This window comes from Citrobacter sp. Igbk 17 (genome assembly GCF_028069775.1).
Classification (GTDB): Bacteria; Pseudomonadota; Gammaproteobacteria; order Enterobacterales; family Enterobacteriaceae; genus Citrobacter.
Genome location: NZ_JANEWI010000007.1, coordinates 133,675 through 152,246, shown reverse-complemented (window position 1 = coordinate 152,246; position 18,572 = coordinate 133,675). Strand labels below are relative to the sequence as shown.

The window sequence follows — 18,572 nt, the reverse complement described above, 5'->3', positions numbered from 1 at the left end:
ATTTAATATCATGGACTCCATCTAAATTATGAAAAGAGTCCATAAAGAAAAATATGTTTAAGCTAAATAAAAATCATAACTTAGCTAACTCCCAAAATGCTTTATCACGCATTTTCTTAACTATTTTATTGCCATCAATATATAGGCTAAAATGTTTATCTAACTGCCTAATAAGCCCCATCAAAGACTCCTGTTCACTTTTATCATCCACGTTAAATACAGCTTTGATATCTGCATTCTTAATTTCTGACACTCGGTGAATAACCCATGTTAAAATATATGAGGCATAATTATTTTCACCAGTTTTGAAGTGAGTGATTTCCTGTGTTGAGAGAATAGCACCAACACCATATTCACGTCCTTCTTTAAGAATTTTTCTCAAGCTAGCAAAATCCTGTCTCATAAAATTATCAGCTTCATCTACCAAAATCATTTTGGTAAGTTGTCGATAATCTCCTTTAACCGTGGGCTTTCCATGCTTCTGCATTTGTGCGTAAAAAAGATCCAGTGTTAAAGCCACAACAAGATTTTGTATCTCCGTTGGATATCCTGCTAACTCAATAACAGTGACCCCGTCAACTAAATCATACAAACTGGTCATTTTTGTAGGATTTGTCTCAAAAATTTGGAATCCAGCTAAATTATAAAGTGCCGCATACAATGAATCTTCGTCAACTTTTTCCTGAGCCAAATATTGCTGCCATACATCTTCAATAGTGGGAGCAATACGATTCCAGGTTGAACGATCATGAGGGACTATACCTGCCAAGTCATAGCATTCCATTATTAGTCCCACCAGTTTCATTCGCTGTTTTACGCCGAGGTTATAGGCTTTCCCCATCGTTTCAGAGAATGCCATTGCCGTATGTCTTGGCAACATCGGCATATCACCAAATAGAGATAACGGATTATACGGTAGTAAAGAAAGCTGGTATTTTTTAGCCTGAGTGGCCTCAATAAAAGCATCATCAACATAGTCCGATTTGTAATCAAAGATCAACAGCCCAATCGGCTTACCGTCTACATTATTCAACTGGTTTCGCATCAGCTGCGTCACTAGAGACTTTGTAAATTGAGTTTTACCTGTCCCCATCGTTCCAATAATACCTGTATTGGTATTCATAAATTTTGAGGTATTGGTTGGTTCCCAATATAACGGTGTCTGCTGTACTGTGTCATGTCCGAACAAGATTTTTAATGGCTCATCACTAGTTCTGGATATAACAGCCTCGGATTGTAGCAATGGCACCTCAGACTCTGATTTTTCTGCATCCTCAGGAACTTTAATTGTTGAAACTATATCTACTACGGATTGTAATATATTTGCATCCTGATTTGGCATGAGTAGATACTTAGACGGGACATGATAACGTTCCGTTAACGATGATTCTCCATTTTGGTTTGCAATAAGTGATGGTAACAGTGAATAAGGAATTTCAATCTGTAAAATATCCTGTTGAGCTTCCTTATAAGAAATATCAAAACAAGTTCCACTATCAACATGCGCAACAACAAAACCATTCGGATAATCAGTTAATTCACCCAACTGGTACTCACCTGTTAACCACCATTCTCGATTCTCTAATAAAGGTGCTATCTTTTCGCTTTCCAATACACCGTACAAACGCAACTTTTCCACCTGCATTAATACTTGGCGAACAAAGAGTGCACGATACAATTTCGAGGCCAATGTTTGAGGCTCCAGGATATCCTCTTTTAAGTAACGTTTAAGCTCACTAGCCTGTTGGCCAGCATAATTGTAATCTGGTCGAGCACCTGTTTTTACCTCAAGAGGTAAAAGGTAGAGTTTATTTTCCTTAAACCCAACAAAAAGCACATCATCTGAAATCGCACCTTTACGATAACCTTGCAAGTTCCTCGACAAATCACTCTCTTTCATTTTAAGTCCGACGTTACCAGATACTCGAATCATTTCGGCAACCGATAACGGAACCCAACAAATATCGGATTTATTCAGCATGGACTGGATAAATTTATATGCACCGATAATACCATGCTTTTCTTTGCGTTCCTTTTCACTTGAACGCAACATTTTAAGTAGCCATTCACCATTGAAAGCATTAAATTGAGCAAGCAGATGCTTACTATCTAACGAATGTTGACCTTGTAAACTTTCTGTCTGGAGTAGTCGTAAGAAAAGGTCAACTTGTTTTGTGACTGTAACTGCATCATAACCTGCACAACTGGTGTATTGGTCCGAATAGTGAATCAGTACCACATCTTTCTGACTAGTAAAGAAATCGAGAGTAACTTTAGGGTCGATAATGGTAGTCCAAAGTGCGCTGTTATATGAATAATTTAAAAGTTGTTTAAAATCACCACTTACTGCTAATCCAATACCTTGCCCATGGTACTGGCTGTTGCTCTGACGCGCAGGCTGCCACAAACAGCCGACTAATCGTGCGAGGCGCAAGGCGCTGTAAGGTTCAATATCAACATCACGCAGACCAAATGCTGTAAAGTAAGCATCCCCTTGAGTTTCAGCACCCTCTCCTGCAATCAACCCATGGCACAGCACTCCGCTGGATGTATCTTCAATGCGAATCTGACGGCAATCTACTGGTGCAGTGTTAGTAAAAAATGCCAAGTGAGCATAGGCTAGTTTTTCACTTTCCGACGGCAACACAAACTTAGAAAACGTTAATCGGCTGCGTAACAAGTCAATTAACAGATCAGCTTCTGCCCTCCACACACCGCTGTTAAGCCCTAAGTCATTTTTAAGTTCTTCATAGCTACCGCATTCAGCAAAATGATCAAACATATTGGGCAACAGGTGTACGTCATAACAGTTAACGTGTACAGAAATAGAGTGTTCTTTTTCCTGTTTAAAATATTCTACCAATCCGAGAAACAGTTCTTTAGCTGCACCTTGATTAATAGCATTGATAATGATCGCATTACTTTTGCCACTCATGAATAACCTTGAATATGCGTCCGTAAACTCATTTAATTTATCTCTCACTAGACGCTTAACATATTCATGACTTACCTGACGCTGAGGGACGATATCAATCCAGAATCGATTCTCTTCTACAGGTTGTAATTGCGCATATTCGTGCTCACTATGGTAAACATATGGCATTAACCCCGATACGACTAAACGATCGAGTGTAATTGAAGGCAACACTGCAAATGACGAAGAGTTAAAATCTTCTTGTTCTTTAACAATGGCTTCAGCTAGCTGTAAATGGTAGGCAAGCACCAAAGGGTGTAGTGGAGATAAACGCTCATTTGTATCGACATGGCAAATACCTAAATAGAGGAGCTGTTTTTCTTGCACGGTTAAAGCTCTACTAAGACTGATTTGCTTCAATGCTTGCTCAAACGTCGCAATTATATGACTTATTAATCTACGATATTCAGCTGACCACGATACCAAACTAGGCAAAGTGCTGCGGGATTGATAATATGAAAACAGCTGATTATAAGCATTATAGAGTTCAGGATAGCTTATCAGAAGTTCATCAAGCTCAAATACTCTTTCATCACCATGTGTGCCAAGCAGGCGTTTCTCGACCAACAAGGCCTCGAGAGCAAGCAGCTGCTGACGAACGCCAACAACTTTGTGTTCGGTATTATCCTGGATAATACGTCCTTTCAATCGATTGAAAGTCGCATTCCCCTCTTCTTTGAAGAGCTTGCTGTACCGGCTCTGGTCAAACAGGAGTGGTAAAGTTAGGCCTTCCTCTGCTCCAGGACCTTCAATATTAAACAGCAGCCGTGAATCACCTGAAACGAGTGTAAATTGAACTAGATCACTTTGATTTGCCAGAGTCTCAAAATTAACCAGTGCATACTGCTGACAATTAATATCCTCACTTCCTTCATTTAGAACGTAGGTCTTTTCACCCAAATCGGAAATACGTAGCTCGTTATCCTCTAGCTGTAAAGTCAATTGCCCCTTACCAGGTTCAACACGAAAACAGTGCTGAATATCTTTCAGCCAAAATCGTCCCTGTTCTACTAGCAATAGGCGAAATTTATATTCTTCTGCTGAATTATCGCGGTTGGTTAATTCAAGGCTAAAAAAACAGGGATTACCATCAAAAGGAACTGATGCCATTATACGGGAGGTTTTACCTCCAGCCCTACTGGTCCGCCAAAAACTCTCTTTTTTCAATTGGCGATGATGGGCAATCTTGATTTGATTATCCTGCAGATCATTGCCTTGAAAACTAAACTCTAAAGTAACATTCGATTGACCGGGTAGCACCTGTATTAATAAACTAATATCGCGCTTTCCTGCCTTACTAGTACTTTTTGCTCGTTGCCATATTTCTCCGTTCTCAACAACAATATTTTCGAAAATAAGTTTCTGTTCACTGTTTAGTTCTTTCTCTTTCCGATACTCAGAAAAATCAAGCTCACGCCAATCATCTTTATCAACAAAGTGGGCCTGAATAAATTTCGAGCTGAACTCTGTTAAGACATTCTCCAGCTGACCACTATAACGTTCAACGCTATCTTCTATTTGCCGGTACAACTTGCGATTTTCATTAAGCCTAGTGCGTAACTGCTTCTGACTAAAATTTAACAATTCATCATCTTTAAAAAGATGTAACTCTGAAAAATCCAAATTTCCGTCATCCAGCAGACGATAGAGCGATGAGAAACCGAATACGGTTGCCCCTTCATCTAATACAGTCGTTAACTGATCTTCCAATAAACAACGAGATAACTCAGATCCTTTACTATCTGAGGTAATTAGTTTTTCTAATTCATGGCTGAAGGTTTCTGGAAACCAAATTGAGCCAGGGGCAGCGACATCCTTCGTACTATTGATTAGCGTGTCAAGCATACTATTGTGAATAATCAATAGTGCCGTTTGAGAAAAAACACCGCTTCGTCCTGCAACTTTATCTCGCAAGTGGGAAATATAGTTTTCTGTAAATGCAGGTGCATTTGTGCCATGTAGTACAGGGATGAGCTGTATACCATTACAAGTAAGGCACGATACAAATTGTCCTGGAGCTATCTCCAACTTTTTTTCATCAGCTAGAGATACGAAAGCTTGCCAAAGTTTTAAAGCATTATCAGGATCTGGAGATTTGAACTGGTAACGTTCGCCAGGTTGAATGATTCCACCAACCCATTCAATGAAAGTTTCCGCTAAATAGGTTTCATACTGTTTTACGGACATAAACGGCATCTCCACTGTCACTCATTCTTTCCACATTTCCCATACGCTCATAAAATGTTACAAGCATTTGTGTAGACTGATTATCCAAATAAAAACCACGTTGCTCAAATCCAGCCAGTAGCTCATGCAAACGTAGTTTGGAATTTTTACCAATCGTAAGATTGGTCAATAGCAACAAACGATCCTGATTCAATACCAAGACTTTCCCCGCACGGCCCCGCACCTGGATAAAGTCACTACATATCTGAGTTTCTAATTCATTAATATACTTACGATTAACTGTTGCACGATCAGTTTTCCTTCCCTGAAACTGTTCGATAGACACAGATATTAACTGTCGAAATGCCTCTTCCAGATTCTCTGCCTTTTCGCGTGCCGGAAGGTCACGCTCTTCCTTGCTGATAAACTTCTGGATATATTCATTCAGGTCATCCAATATTTGATTGGATTCTCCTGAATAATTCAAACAATCTTGGTACACTTGCCATAAAGGACGTTTTTTCTTCTCCTTTTTCCATTGTAAAACCTCCAATGCAGAAAGCATCGGAAAAAGTTTCTCACATTGGCTTGCGAATAATTTATAACCAAAACGCTTAATTTTTTCTCGTTCAGAACTAGCTTTCTCGCTATCGAGAATAAAAAATAATGATTTGCTCGTCGGCTCTCCGTCCGGCCAGCTATCAAGGTTCAGTGCAAGCTGAGCACACCAACTAAAAGCATATAACCTCAAAGTGTTGGTTAATTCTTGTAAAAGATATTGTGGATGCTCTGCCAGAAATATAAGATCATCCTGGAAGCACTTAACCATATAAGGAAGATAAGGTTGTTCTTCGGTGAATGGACCTTTTCCCAATACCTTTAATTTTTCATTTCGCGTTAGAGTATCCAACATTTTTTGCTCAATAAAATTGAGTTTATCAGGTATCGGATAATTAAGGCTAACATCACCAATAAGATTCGCAAATAAAGTCCCAAGACGTTTATCTGCTAAAGAACCTTTAATTATCTTATCCCCATCAAATTGAGCATGAAAGAGCAAAAACAATGGAGAAATACGGAACACATCTTGATTTAAAAAGTACATACGTTCTAATACAGACCAAAATTCTGTATTGCTAAGAAAATCCTGTAAATATTTTTTACAGTCCTCACAAAACTGTGTTGGTTCATAGGTTTCAATTTTACGCTTTAAAGCGTAACTAAGCGCGAGTCCGGTTACAATCTGCCAGTCAATATCATTATTTTTATTGCGGACTGGAAGATAACTATCCAGCTGATTGTTACCAACTTTTAACGGTTTCTCAATAGGGTACATTAGGTTAACCCTCCATGCCACTGATGGTGATCATGTCATCATATGCCTTAGCACGATATACATTATATCTTCCATCATAAAATTTTAATTCTTTACTCGATTTAGCTTGCTCAGAAATTAATTCAACTATCTCATCCAGTAATACGATTGCATTTTTATCGTATTTATTTGGTCTATAACCATTATTTAACTTATTCAATAGTTCGAATAAATTAAATCCAATACGAATAGGGTGCAAAGATTTACCGCAAACCTTTAAATAGACATCAAAACCAGTAGGATGAGCCGTAAGTTTATTTCTAACTGAATCGAGGTCAGGGATTAATTCAACAGGAGCTGTAATTTTAACGCCACCATACTCTCCTAGGAAAAACTCTTCCCTTTGCATCGTCAGCTCAGGGGCCTTGCGGTTTGCATAGCGCTGAATACCAGAGATCAGCTCGAAGGCATAAAAGCGATTGAGAATTCTTCGTTGCTCTGCATCACCTGTATAATTTTTATGCAGGTGCCAAATTTCCGAATAGTGCTCAAATAATGATTCATTAAATAAATCAGAAAATTTACGATGATAATCATTCCCCAGTGATTCATATTGCAGCAACCAAAAAAGTCTGATTAAAGATGCTGCCTCACCAGGAGTTGTACATTGTCGGTTAAACTTAATCTGTAACGGCTCAAGAATTTCCAAAAACTCGTCTAACTCATTATCAGTTAAACCAAGTTCATAGCGCAAAATTAACTGATCAAGTTCATAAGAATGCAATCTAGCAGGATCAAATTCAGAGATCTTACTAATAAGATCGTTTTCATTTCCGGTAAATAGATTATCAAACAGATAACCAGGCCCAGTAAGCAAATGATGTAAAAAATCCAATAATGTTCTGGTCGTAACAAACTGGTCCTTAACCAACCGGATTTTGAACAGCTGAGTTATTAATAAGTCCTGAACACCAGACATACAAAGAATTTTAAAGTTCGCAACAATACGATCATCTACACATTTTAATTCTTCATTCTTTAATATAATGTAGAAAAGGTTACTTTCATCATTACTTGTCAAATTACATAGTAATTTTTTAATAAAAGGAGAATATTGATTATATTCATCAAACTTGAATTTTGGGTAATGTTCAAAATCAAAAAATGAGATATTTTGATCGTGATAAGGCCCATTTCCTTTTGACTGATTCGAAAGGTATAAATCTATAGCATTTCTTATTTGTCGGTGACACGCGTCACCTTCCCTTGCAAAGTTGGCAAGCATTCCTGTATTGATGCCAACAAGCAGAGGATATGAATCTGAATGATGTTTGCTAAATAATTCATTTAAAGCATCAATCGCTGATTGTTGCGGATTGAAACTATGTGTAGCATCCAAATGAAAATTAAAACATCTCTGATAACGTGGTTCAGACTGGCAACGTGTCAAAATCTCAGATTTACCATCTCCACTACTACCACACAAAAAAATGATCTCGCCAGGCTTAGCAACATCTAAATAGCGCTGTAACTCAGTCTCGATATCTTGTTCAACAAAAAGCTGCTCTTTTAATTGGTCGAACACATCTCTTTGTCTATGAGTCACTGTAGTGACTGAAAAAGAAGATGACTTCGCAAGTACACCCAACGCTTTACGTAATGTGATTGCACTCATAACATCATGTTCTCAAATGTAAGAATAAGCCTATTTTATACAAGCTACCCCTTGATCTCCATAGGCCTTTTGACACGGTTCTTTATAATGACACTGAAGTTTGGTAGGTAAGGTGCTATTTACAAGAGCAGAAAACAAAAAAAGCCACCCTTAGGTAGCTTAATCTTGCATTATTGGTGCCGAAGGCCGGACTCGAACCGGCACGTATTTCTACGGTTGATTTTGAATCAACTGCGTCTACCGATTTCGCCACTCCGGCACGGAAGGGATGCGGAAAACGTTGTGGATTATACCTGTCATGCGCCACCATGCAAGCACCAGCGTGTGTCTGGCTCGCTAAGTGTTGAAAATTTCAGCATTACCTTTCGTAGCTGCAATCAGCATCACGGTTTAACCCGCGCAATAACCGCCTTAATCCCCCCTTCTGCGAAGCGTCCCGTTACCCCATGCTCTACACTTCCAGTTCAACACCACACTGAGGGAAACACGATGTCGATGATAAAAAGCTACGCCGCAAAAGCGGCGGGCAGCGAACTCGAACTCTATGAATATGATGCGGGCGAGCTTAAGCCGGAAGATGTCGAAGTGCAGGTCGATTACTGCGGTATCTGCCATTCCGATTTGTCGATGATCGACAACGAATGGGGATTTTCTCAGTATCCGCTGGTTGCCGGGCATGAGGTGATTGGTCGAGTGGCAGCGCTCGGCAGTGCGGCGCAGGATAAGGGGCTGAAAGTGGGCCAGCGCGTTGGGATTGGCTGGACGGCGCGTAGCTGCGGGCATTGCGATGCCTGTATCAGCGGTAATCAGATTAACTGCCTGGAAGGGTCTGTTCCCACTATTCTCAATCGCGGCGGCTTTGCCGAGAAGCTACGGGCCGACTGGCAGTGGGTGATCCCGTTGCCGGAGAGTATCGATCTGGCGGCAGCCGGTCCCTTGTTGTGCGGCGGCATCACGGTGTTCAAACCGCTGCTGATGCACCATATCACCGCCACCAGCCGCGTTGGGGTGATCGGCATCGGCGGCCTGGGGCATATCGCCATTAAGCTGTTACACGCGATGGGTTGTGAAATCACCGCGTTCAGTTCCAACCCGGCAAAAGAGCAGGAAGTGCTGGCGATGGGAGCGGATAAGGTGGTCAACAGCCGCGATCCGGATGCGCTGAAAGCGCTGGCGGGGCAGTTCGATCTCATTATTAATACGGTTAATGTCGATCTTGACTGGCAACCCTATTTTGAAGCGCTGGCCTACGGCGGTAACTTCCATACCGTCGGCGCGGTGCTGAAGCCGCTGCCGGTGCCGGCATTCACCTTAATTGCCGGCGATCGCAGCATCTCCGGTTCGGCGACCGGCACACCGTTCGAACTACGCAAACTGATGAAGTTTGCCGGGCGCAGCAAGGTGTCGCCCACCACCGAGCTGTACCCAATGTCGCAAATTAACGACGCTATCCAGCACGTACGTGACGGCAAAGCCCGCTACCGCGTGGTGCTGAAAGCCGACTTCTGATGCCAGGCTCAGTCCCGCAAGGGGCTGAGCCTATTGCCCGTTACGAAACGCGAGCACCGCCTGGCGGCACTGTTCCGTCACATGCTCGATGTCGTGGTTCACATCGATGCGGGCAATATCGCGTTCATCCTCCTGCGGACACTCCAGCGCGTCAAATTGACTTTTTAACAAGCCCACCGGCATAAAATGCCCTGCCCGACGCTGCATACGCGCCAGAATGGTCTCGTAGTCGCCGTCCAGCCACAGAAAATGCACATTCGGACTGCCCTGACGCAATATATCGCGGTACTGTTTTTTTAATGACGAACAGACAATAAACCCGGTCTCATTCTTTTTATATAAACTGTATGAGGCATCATTTAATCGCGCTAACCACGGCAGTCGGTCTTCATCGGTTAATGGAATGCCTTCAGACATTTTATCAATATTTTTAGCGGGATGGAGATCGTCACCATCAATGAATTTTGCCGATAATACTGCGGCAATTTTACTGCCAATTAAAGATTTACCGCTACCTGAAACACCCATCAAAATATAACTTTCCCCGGCCATCGAAAAAACTCCAGATTCATATTCCATGGCGCGATACTACGCTTTCTACATTGGGGATTTCACGCTTTTTCAGCGCTGCTGATGAGAATTACAAGGCGCATCACGTTATGCGTAACATTGTAGTGTAACAATTTTCCAGCGTGATCTGCATCACAAATAATAACACTCAAAACCGTTTAAATGCTGCCGAGGTTACTACCTGACCAGTGAGGCATTTATGCAAGTCAAAACCCAATCCTGCGTTGTCGCGGGTAAGAAAACTGTTGCCATAACCGACCAAAATATTGAATGGGATAATAAAGGAACATTAGTACAAATTACCCGCGGCGGTATTTGTGGTTCCGATTTACATTATTATCAGGAAGGGAAAGTCGGTAATTTTACCGTTAAAGCGCCGATGATTTTAGGCCATGAAGTTATTGGTAAAGTGGTGCACAGCGATTCAAAAGAATTACATGAAGGTCAGTCGGTGGCGATTAATCCGTCGAAACCGTGTGGCCACTGTAAATACTGTTTGCAGCACGAAGAAAACCAGTGCACGGAAATGCGTTTTTTTGGCAGCGCCATGTATTTCCCCCATGTCGACGGCGGCTTTACCCGGTTTAAAACCGTCGATACCGCGCAGTGTATCCCGTACCCGCAAGAGGCCGATGAAAAAGTGATGGCCTTTGCCGAACCGCTGGCGGTCGCGATCCACGCCGCGCATGAAGCGGGCGACCTGCAGGGTAAACGCGTGTTTATCTCCGGCGTGGGGCCGATTGGCTGCCTGATTGTCAGCGCGGTGAAAACGCTCGGCGCGTCAGAGATTGTCTGTGCTGATATCAGCCCACGCTCGCTGTCGCTTGCCCAGCAGATGGGTGCCGACACGCTGATTAACCCGCAGCAGGACTCACTCGATGAGTGGAAAAAAGAAAAAGGCTACTTCGACGTCAGCTTCGAAGTCTCCGGTCATCCGTCCTCAATTACCACCTGCCTGGAAGTCACCCGCGCGAAAGGCGTGATGGTGCAGGTTGGCATGGGCGGCGCGGTACCGGACTTCCCGATGATGATGCTGATCGGCAAAGAGATCGCGCTCAAAGGCTCATTCCGCTTTACCACTGAGTTCAACACCGCAGTGTCGTGGCTGGCGAATAACGTTATCGATCCGCTGCCGTTACTCAGCGCCGAATACCCGTTTACCGAGCTTGAACAGGCGCTGATCTTCGCCGGGGATAAAACCCAGGCGGCGAAAGTCCAGCTCGTTTTTGCAGAAACAAAATAAGGAATAACATGATGAACGATCTTTTTTCACTGGACGGCAAAAACATTCTGATCACCGGTTCGGCTCAGGGTATTGGTTATTTACTGGCGACCGGGTTGGGTAAATATGGCGCTCAGATTATCGTCAATGATATTACGCCAGAGCGTGCTGAAGCCGCCGTCGCCAAACTGCAGCAGGAAGGGATTCGTGCCGTTGCTGCACCTTTTAATGTTACGCATAAACAAGATATCGATGCCGCCATTGACCATATCGAAAAAGACATCGGCCAAATTGATGTGCTGGTGAATAACGCGGGTATTCAGCGCCGCCATCCGTTTACCGAGTTCCCGGAACAGGACTGGAACGATGTAATTGCTGTTAACCAGACGGCGGTTTTCCTGGTCTCGCAGGCAGTCACGCGTCGCATGGTGGAACGTCAGGCCGGGAAGGTCATCAACATCTGCTCCATGCAGAGCGAACTGGGCCGCGATACCATCACGCCGTACGCCGCCTCAAAAGGCGCAGTGAAAATGCTCACCCGTGGGATGTGCGTAGAACTGGCACGCCACAATATCCAGGTCAACGGTATCGCGCCGGGCTACTTCAAAACCGAAATGACCAAAGCGCTGGTCGAAGATGAAGCCTTCACCTCCTGGCTGTGCAAACGTACGCCAGCTGCACGCTGGGGCGATCCGCAGGAGCTGATTGGCGCAGCGGTATTCCTCTCGTCCAAAGCTTCTGATTTTGTTAACGGGCACCTGCTGTTTGTCGATGGCGGCATGCTGGTCGCCGTCTGACGTTTAGCGACACCGCGCAGCGCTCCGGCGCTGCATTTTTGGCACCCCCCTAAATCATTCGAGTTGCAGGATGACGGGGATAAAAGAGAAAAGATTATGCCATTAATAATAATTGCGGCAGGCGTCGCGCTGCTTCTGGTCCTGATGATTGGCTTTAAAGTTAACGGCTTTATTGCCCTGGTACTGGTTGCGGCGGTCGTCGGTTTTGCCGAAGGGATGGATGCACAGGCCGTTTTACACTCTATACAAAATGGGATCGGCGGGACGCTCGGCGGGCTGGCGATGATCCTCGGGTTCGGCGCGATGCTCGGTAAGCTGATTTCCGATACCGGCGCGGCCCAGCGCATTGCCACCACGCTGATTGGCACGTTCGGTAAGAAACGTGTGCAATGGGCGCTGGTGATCACCGGTCTGGTTGTCGGTCTGGCGATGTTCTTCGAAGTCGGTTTTGTTCTGCTGCTGCCGCTGGTGTTTACGGTGGTGGCCTCTTCCGGTCTGCCGCTGCTGTATGTCGGCGTGCCGATGGTCGCGGCGCTGTCCGTGACCCACTGCTTCCTGCCGCCGCATCCGGGGCCTACCGCGATTGCCACCATTTTCGAGGCCAATCTCGGTACCACCCTGCTGTACGGATTTATTATTACGATCCCGACGGTGATTGTCGCCGGGCCGCTGTTTTCTAAGCTGCTGACCCGCTTTGAGAAAGCACCGCCGGAAGGGTTATTCAACCCGCATCTGTTCACCGAGGAAGAGATGCCGTCGTTCTGGAACAGTATCTTTGCGGCGGTTATCCCGGTCATACTGATGGCGGTCGCCGCGGTGTGTGAGATTACGCTACCGAAGACTAACAGCGTGCGGGTGTTCTTTGAGTTTATCGGTAACCCTGCGGTCGCGTTGTTTATCGCTATCGTTCTCGCCATTTTTACCCTTGGACGGCGCAACGGACGGACGATCGAGCAAATTATGGATATCATTGGCGACTCTATCGGCGCGATTGCGATGATTGTGTTTATCATCGCCGGGGGCGGTGCGTTTAAGCAGGTTCTGGTCGACAGCGGCGTGGGGCAATATATCTCGCACCTGATGACCGGTACGTCGCTCTCTCCGTTGCTGATGTGCTGGACGGTCGCCGCGTTGTTGCGCATCGCGCTCGGTTCTGCGACTGTCGCGGCGATCACCACTGCAGGCGTGGTACTGCCGATTATTAACGTCACCCATGCTGACCCGGCGCTGATGGTGCTGGCAACCGGTGCGGGTAGCGTGATTGCCTCACACGTTAACGATCCGGGATTCTGGCTGTTTAAAGGCTATTTTAATCTCAGCGTGGGCGAAACGTTGCGTACCTGGACGGTGATGGAAACGCTGATTTCCATTATGGGTCTGTTGGGGGTTCTGGCGCTGAACGCCATCCTGCATTAATACGGTATTACCGGGGAGCATCAGTCCGCGCTCCCCGGCTCAGGAGAGAAAATGAGGAACCACAGAATTTCTTTGCAAGACATCGCCACGCTGGCGGGTGTGACCAAAATGACAGTGAGTCGCTACATCCGTTCACCGAAAAAGGTCGCAAAGGAAACCGGTGAACGCATCGCGCAAATTATGGAGGAGATTAATTACATCCCCAACCGTGCACCCGCGATGCTGTTGAATGCGCAAAGCTATACGCTCGGCGTACTGATCCCCTCGTTTCAAAACCAGCTGTTCGCTGACATTCTGGCCGGTATTGAGTCGGTCACCTCCGACCATAACTATCAGACGCTGATCGCCAACTATAACTACGACCGGGAATCCGAAGAAGAATCGGTAATCAACCTGCTGTCGTACAATATCGACGGCATTATTCTTTCCGAGAAATACCACACCCTGCGCACCGTTAAATTTCTGCGCTCTGCCAACATTCCGGTGGTCGAGCTGATGGATATCCAGGGCGATCGCCTGGACATGGAGGTAGGCTTTGATAACCGTCAGGCGGCATTTGATATGGTCAGCACCATGTTGGATAAACGCCTGCGACATAAGATCATCTACCTGGGTTCGAAAGACGATATCCGCGATGAACAACGTTATCGTGGCTACTGCGACGCCATGACCCGCCGGGGTCTGGAACCGCTGCGCGTTAACCCACGCGCCATCTCATCCATCCATCTGGGCACACAAATGATGCGTGATGCGCTCACTGCGCATCCGGATTTAGACGGCGTGTTTTGCACCAACGACGACATCGCGATGGGCGCACTGCTGCTGTGTCGCGAGCGCGAGCTTGCCGTCCCGGAGCAGATCTCGATTGCCGGTTTTCACGGCCTGGAAATGGGTCGGCAGATGATCCCAAGCCTTGCCAGCGTCATTACCCCGCGTTTTGAAATCGGTCGTATGGCGGCACAGATGTTACTGAGCAAAATCAAGAACAACGACCACAACCACAATACTGTCGATTTGGGGTATCAGATTTATCACGGCAATACGCTTTAACGCCTTTTCTCACACCCGCGCATACTTTCTTTCATCGACATTGCCTATACTCCAGGCAGGATAAATGGAGGAAATCTCAATGAGCGCACCCCTGCTAATTGCCCGCACGCCGGACACCGAACTGTTTTTACTGCCAGGCATGGCCAACCGCCACGGACTGATTACCGGCGCGACCGGGACCGGTAAAACCGTCACGCTACAGAAGCTGGCCGAATCGTTGTCCGAGATTGGCGTACCGGTCTTTATGGCCGATGTGAAAGGTGACTTAACCGGCGTGGCCGAGGAAGGACAAGCGTCTGAAAAGCTGCTCACCCGCCTGAAAAACATCGGCATTACCGACTGGCAGCCACATGCTAATCCGGTCACGGTGTGGGATATTTTCGGCGAAAAAGGTCACCCCGTTCGCGCCACAGTTTCTGACCTTGGGCCGCTGCTGCTGGCCCGTTTGCTGAACCTCAATGACGTACAGTCCGGCGTGCTGGATATTATCTTCCGCATTGCCGATGACCAGGGACTGTTACTGCTGGATTTCAAAGATCTGCGGGCCATCACCCAGTACATTGGCGATAACGCTAAATCCTTCCAGAACCAGTACGGCAACATCAGCAGCGCCTCGGTCGGGGCTATCCAGCGCGGGCTGCTGTCACTGGAGCAACAGGGTGCGGCGCACTTCTTTGGCGAACCGATGCTGGACATCAAAGACTGGATGCGTACCGATGCCAATGGCAAAGGGGTGATTAATATCCTCAGCGCCGAAAAGCTCTACCAGATGCCCAAACTGTATGCCGCCAGCCTGCTGTGGATGCTCTCCGAACTGTACGAACAACTGCCAGAAGCCGGCGATCTGGAAAAACCTAAACTGGTGTTCTTCTTCGACGAAGCCCATCTGTTGTTCAACGACGCCCCGCAGGTGCTGCTGGATAAAATCGAACAGGTCATCCGCCTGATCCGCTCAAAAGGGGTCGGCGTGTGGTTTGTTTCGCAAAATCCGTCGGACATTCCGGACAACGTACTCGGCCAGTTGGGCAACCGCGTGCAACACGCCCTGCGCGCGTTCACGCCGAAAGATCAGAAAGCAGTGAAAACCGCGGCGCAAACCATGCGCGCCAATCCGGCATTTGATACCGAGAAAGCCATTCAGGAATTGGGTACCGGCGAGGCGCTAATCTCGTTTCTGGACGCCAAAGGCAGCCCGTCAGTGGTTGAACGGGCGATGGTCATTGCGCCGTGCTCGCGGATGGGGCCGGTGACGGACGATGAGCGCAACGGGCTGATTAACCACTCGTCCCTGTACGGCAAATACGAAGAAGAGATCGACCGAGAGTCAGCCTATGAACGTTTGCAGCAAGGCGTGCAGGCCAGCACCGGGCAGCAAAATACACCGCCCGCCAACGGTAAAGCAGTCGAGGTGGACAGCGGTATTCTCGGTGGGTTGAAGGATATTCTGTTTGGCAGCACCGGACCACGTGGCGGCAAACGCGATGGCGTGGTACAGAGCGTGGCGAAAAGCGCGGCGCGGCAAGTCACCAATCAGATAATCCGCGGGATGTTGGGGAGTTTGATGGGCGGGAGAAAACGCTAGTCCCCGTGGTACTGTGCCGGATGGCGGCGCAAACGCCTTATCCGGCCTACAGGCTCTGAGTAGGCCTGATAAGCGCAGCGCCATCAGGCACTGCGCTTTACCGTGATTACGACCTACGCAGCATCAGCCACAAACTAATCAGCAGGAAACTGGCACTTGGCAGCAGCGCGCCGATAATCGGCGGAATACCATACACCAGCGTCAGCGGGCCAAAGATTTGGTCCAGCACATAGAACACAAAGCCAAAGCTAATCCCCGTCACCACACGCACGCCCATCGGCACGCTACGCAGCGGACCGAAGATAAACGACAGCGCCATCAGCATCATCACCGCGACAGACAGCGGCTGGAAGACTTTGCTCCACATATTGAGCTGGTAGCGCCCGGCGTCCTGGCCGCTCGACTTCAGGTACTTCACGTAGTTATGCAGACCGCTAATCGACAGTGCATCCGGGTCCAGTGCCACCACACCGAGTTTGTCCGGCGTAAGGTTGGTTTTCCACGTCCCGCTCACCGTTTGTGAACCCGTGATCTGTTTCGGATCCTGCAGGTTAGACTCATCCACCTGCGACAAACGCCAGACTTTCTGCTCCGGGTCAAATGTTGCGCTGGCAGCATAACGTACCGACTGCAGACGACGCTTATCGTTAAAGGAGTAAATGCTAATCCCGCCTAATTCGGCGTCCCCTTTCACTCGCTCGATGTAAACAAAGCTGTCGCCATCTTTCGCCCACAGCCCTTGCTGGGTAGACAGCAGCGAGCCACCGTACATCTGCTGCGCACGATAGTTACGCGCCATCTGTTCGCCCTGCGGCGCAACCCATTCACCGATGGCCATCGTCAGCAGCACCAGCGGAATCGCGGTTTTCATCACGGACAGCGCCACCTGCATACGGGTAAAACCGGACGCCTGCATCACCACCAGTTCACTACGCTGAGCCAGCATGCCCAGCCCCAGCAACGCGCCGAGCAGTGCCGCCATCGGGAAGAAGATTTGGATATCTTTCGGAGCGCTAAGCAGGGTATACAGCCCGGCGCCCATTGCATCGTAGCTCCCCTGCCCGGCTTTTTTCAGCTGGTCGACAAACTTGATGATCCCGGAGAGTGACACCAGCATGAACAACGTCATCATGATGGTGGTAAAAATGGTTTTACCGATATAGCGGTCAAGTACACCAAAGGGCTGCATTATACCGCTCCTTTACGCATAAAACGGGCACGCAAGCGGCGCATCGGCACCGTATCCCAAAGGTTAAGCACAATCGCCAGTGCCAGATAGGCAAGGTTAACCACCCACATCCAGAACACCGGGTCCAGCTTACCTTTCCCGCCGTTCGACTTCAGCGACGTCTGCACCAGGAAGAACAGTAAATAGAGCAGCATGGCTGGCAGCATGGACAGTACGCGACCCTGACGCGGGTTAACCACGCTCAGCGGGACAACCATCAGCGCCATCATAAATACGGTGAATACCAATGTGATACGCCAGTGCAGCTCCGCACGGGCCCGATCGTTGTCGGTATTCCACAGCGTGCGCATATCCATCTGGTCGGTATCGTTGGGGTCCAGCGCCACGGCCTGATGGCCAATAATTGCCTGATAGTCCTGGAAATCGGTAATGCGGAAATCGCGCAGCAGCGCGGTCCCTTCAAAACGCGTACCTTTGTTCAGCACCACGACCTGAGAGCCGTCACGCAACTGAGTCAGATGTCCGGAATCAGCCACCACCACCGAAGGACGGGCGTTACCTTTCGGGCGGATTTGCGCGAGGAACACATCTTTGAAGCTGCTACCGTCAACACTTTCGATAAACAACACCGAACTGCCGTTCGTTGCCTGCTGGAATTGCCCTTGAGCAAGCGCCGCCATGCCGGGGTTCGCTTTCGCTTCCGCCAGCACTTCGTCCTGATGTCTGGAGGACCAAGGCCCTGCCCACATTACGTTGACTGCCGCAACGATACTGGTAAACAACGCCAACACCATCGCCGCTTTTACCAGCACAGCCTTGCTCAGCCCGCAGGCGTGCATAACCGTAATTTCACTTTCGGTATACAGTTTGCCCAGCGTCATTAGCAGCCCAAGGAACAGGCTTAAGGGCAAGATAAGTTGCGCCATTTCTGGCACGCCCAGCCCCAGCAGCGAGAGCACCAGATTTGCCGGGATATCACCGTCAACCGCCGCACCCAGGATCCTGACTAACTTTTGACAAAAGAAGATCAAAAGTAGGATGAAAAGGATCGCAAGTTGGCTTTTGAGCGTTTCCCGTACCAGATATCTTATGATTATCACTTTAAAT

At 47.4% G+C, this 18,572-nt stretch carries 12 protein-coding genes and 1 tRNA gene; 6 read left to right on the top strand and 7 right to left on the bottom strand.

The genetic code is table 11. The features are described from left to right. Positions 1–73 precede the first annotated feature (73 nt). From dptH to NNO08_RS06635, 4 genes are all read right to left on the bottom strand, one after another. On the bottom strand, positions 74–5,161 hold the full coding sequence (dptH, locus tag NNO08_RS06650) for a DNA phosphorothioation-dependent restriction protein DptH (protein WP_271456378.1): 5,088 nt from the start codon (positions 5,159–5,161) through the stop codon (positions 74–76). Then, complete coding sequence (dptG, locus tag NNO08_RS06645) at positions 5,142–6,476, bottom strand: DNA phosphorothioation-dependent restriction protein DptG (RefSeq protein WP_271456377.1); 1,335 nt, start codon at positions 6,474–6,476, stop codon at positions 5,142–5,144. Before dptG ends, dptH begins: the two co-directional genes overlap by 20 nt. A 4-nt stretch (positions 6,477–6,480) precedes the next feature. After that, entirely contained in the window at positions 6,481–8,130 is a 1,650-nt protein-coding gene (gene dptF, locus NNO08_RS06640) for a DNA phosphorothioation-dependent restriction protein DptF (protein ID WP_271456376.1), read from the bottom strand. 174 nt (positions 8,131–8,304) lie between these two features. Further along, positions 8,305–8,389 (bottom strand) — tRNA-Leu (locus tag NNO08_RS06635). A 230-nt stretch (positions 8,390–8,619) separates the two neighbouring features. On the opposite strand from NNO08_RS06635, the gene ahr reads away from it, so the two are divergent. Further along, entirely contained in the window at positions 8,620–9,639 is a 1,020-nt protein-coding gene (gene ahr, locus NNO08_RS06630; protein ID WP_271456375.1) for an NADPH-dependent aldehyde reductase Ahr, read from the top strand. Positions 9,640–9,669: 30 nt separating this feature from the next. On the opposite strand, the gene idnK is transcribed toward ahr, so the two are convergent. Next, on the bottom strand, positions 9,670–10,191 hold the full coding sequence (idnK, locus tag NNO08_RS06625; protein WP_047358547.1) for a gluconokinase: 522 nt from the start codon (positions 10,189–10,191) through the stop codon (positions 9,670–9,672). 217 nt (positions 10,192–10,408) lie between these two features. Between idnK and idnD the strand changes: the two genes are divergently transcribed. The 5 genes from idnD to NNO08_RS06600 all read left to right on the top strand — a co-directional run bounded on the left by idnD (position 10,409) and on the right by NNO08_RS06600 (position 16,276). Then, the gene (gene idnD, locus NNO08_RS06620) at positions 10,409–11,452 is read left to right on the top strand and encodes an L-idonate 5-dehydrogenase (RefSeq protein WP_271456374.1); all 1,044 of its coding nucleotides are present in this window, start codon (positions 10,409–10,411) and stop codon (positions 11,450–11,452) included. A gap of 11 nt (positions 11,453–11,463) precedes the next feature. After that, the gene (gene idnO, locus NNO08_RS06615) at positions 11,464–12,228 is read left to right on the top strand and encodes a gluconate 5-dehydrogenase (protein WP_048212822.1); all 765 of its coding nucleotides are present in this window, start codon (positions 11,464–11,466) and stop codon (positions 12,226–12,228) included. A 96-nt stretch (positions 12,229–12,324) separates the two neighbouring features. Beyond that, positions 12,325–13,644, top strand: a complete 1,320-nt coding sequence (gene idnT / locus NNO08_RS06610) for a gnt-II system L-idonate transporter (protein ID WP_016155581.1) — start codon at positions 12,325–12,327, stop codon at positions 13,642–13,644. A gap of 51 nt (positions 13,645–13,695) precedes the next feature. After that, positions 13,696–14,694 carry a DNA-binding transcriptional regulator IdnR gene (gene idnR, locus NNO08_RS06605; protein WP_271449188.1) on the top strand — a complete coding sequence of 333 codons (999 nt, stop codon included), beginning with the start codon at positions 13,696–13,698 and terminating at the stop codon, positions 14,692–14,694. Between the two features lie 79 nt (positions 14,695–14,773). After that, positions 14,774–16,276 (top strand): helicase HerA-like C-terminal domain-containing protein, encoded by a 1,503-nt coding sequence (locus NNO08_RS06600; RefSeq protein WP_271449187.1) that lies wholly within the window; start codon positions 14,774–14,776, stop codon positions 16,274–16,276. A gap of 106 nt (positions 16,277–16,382) precedes the next feature. On the opposite strand, the gene lptG is transcribed toward NNO08_RS06600, so the two are convergent. Then, positions 16,383–17,465, bottom strand: a complete 1,083-nt coding sequence (gene lptG, locus NNO08_RS06595; RefSeq protein ID WP_271449186.1) for an LPS export ABC transporter permease LptG — start codon at positions 17,463–17,465, stop codon at positions 16,383–16,385. Beyond that, positions 17,465–18,565: an LPS export ABC transporter permease LptF gene (gene lptF, locus NNO08_RS06590; protein WP_271440330.1), complete on the bottom strand. Its 1,101-nt coding sequence runs from the start codon at positions 18,563–18,565 to the stop codon at positions 17,465–17,467. Before lptF ends, lptG begins: the two co-directional genes overlap by 1 nt. Positions 18,566–18,572: the final 7 nt, after the last annotated feature.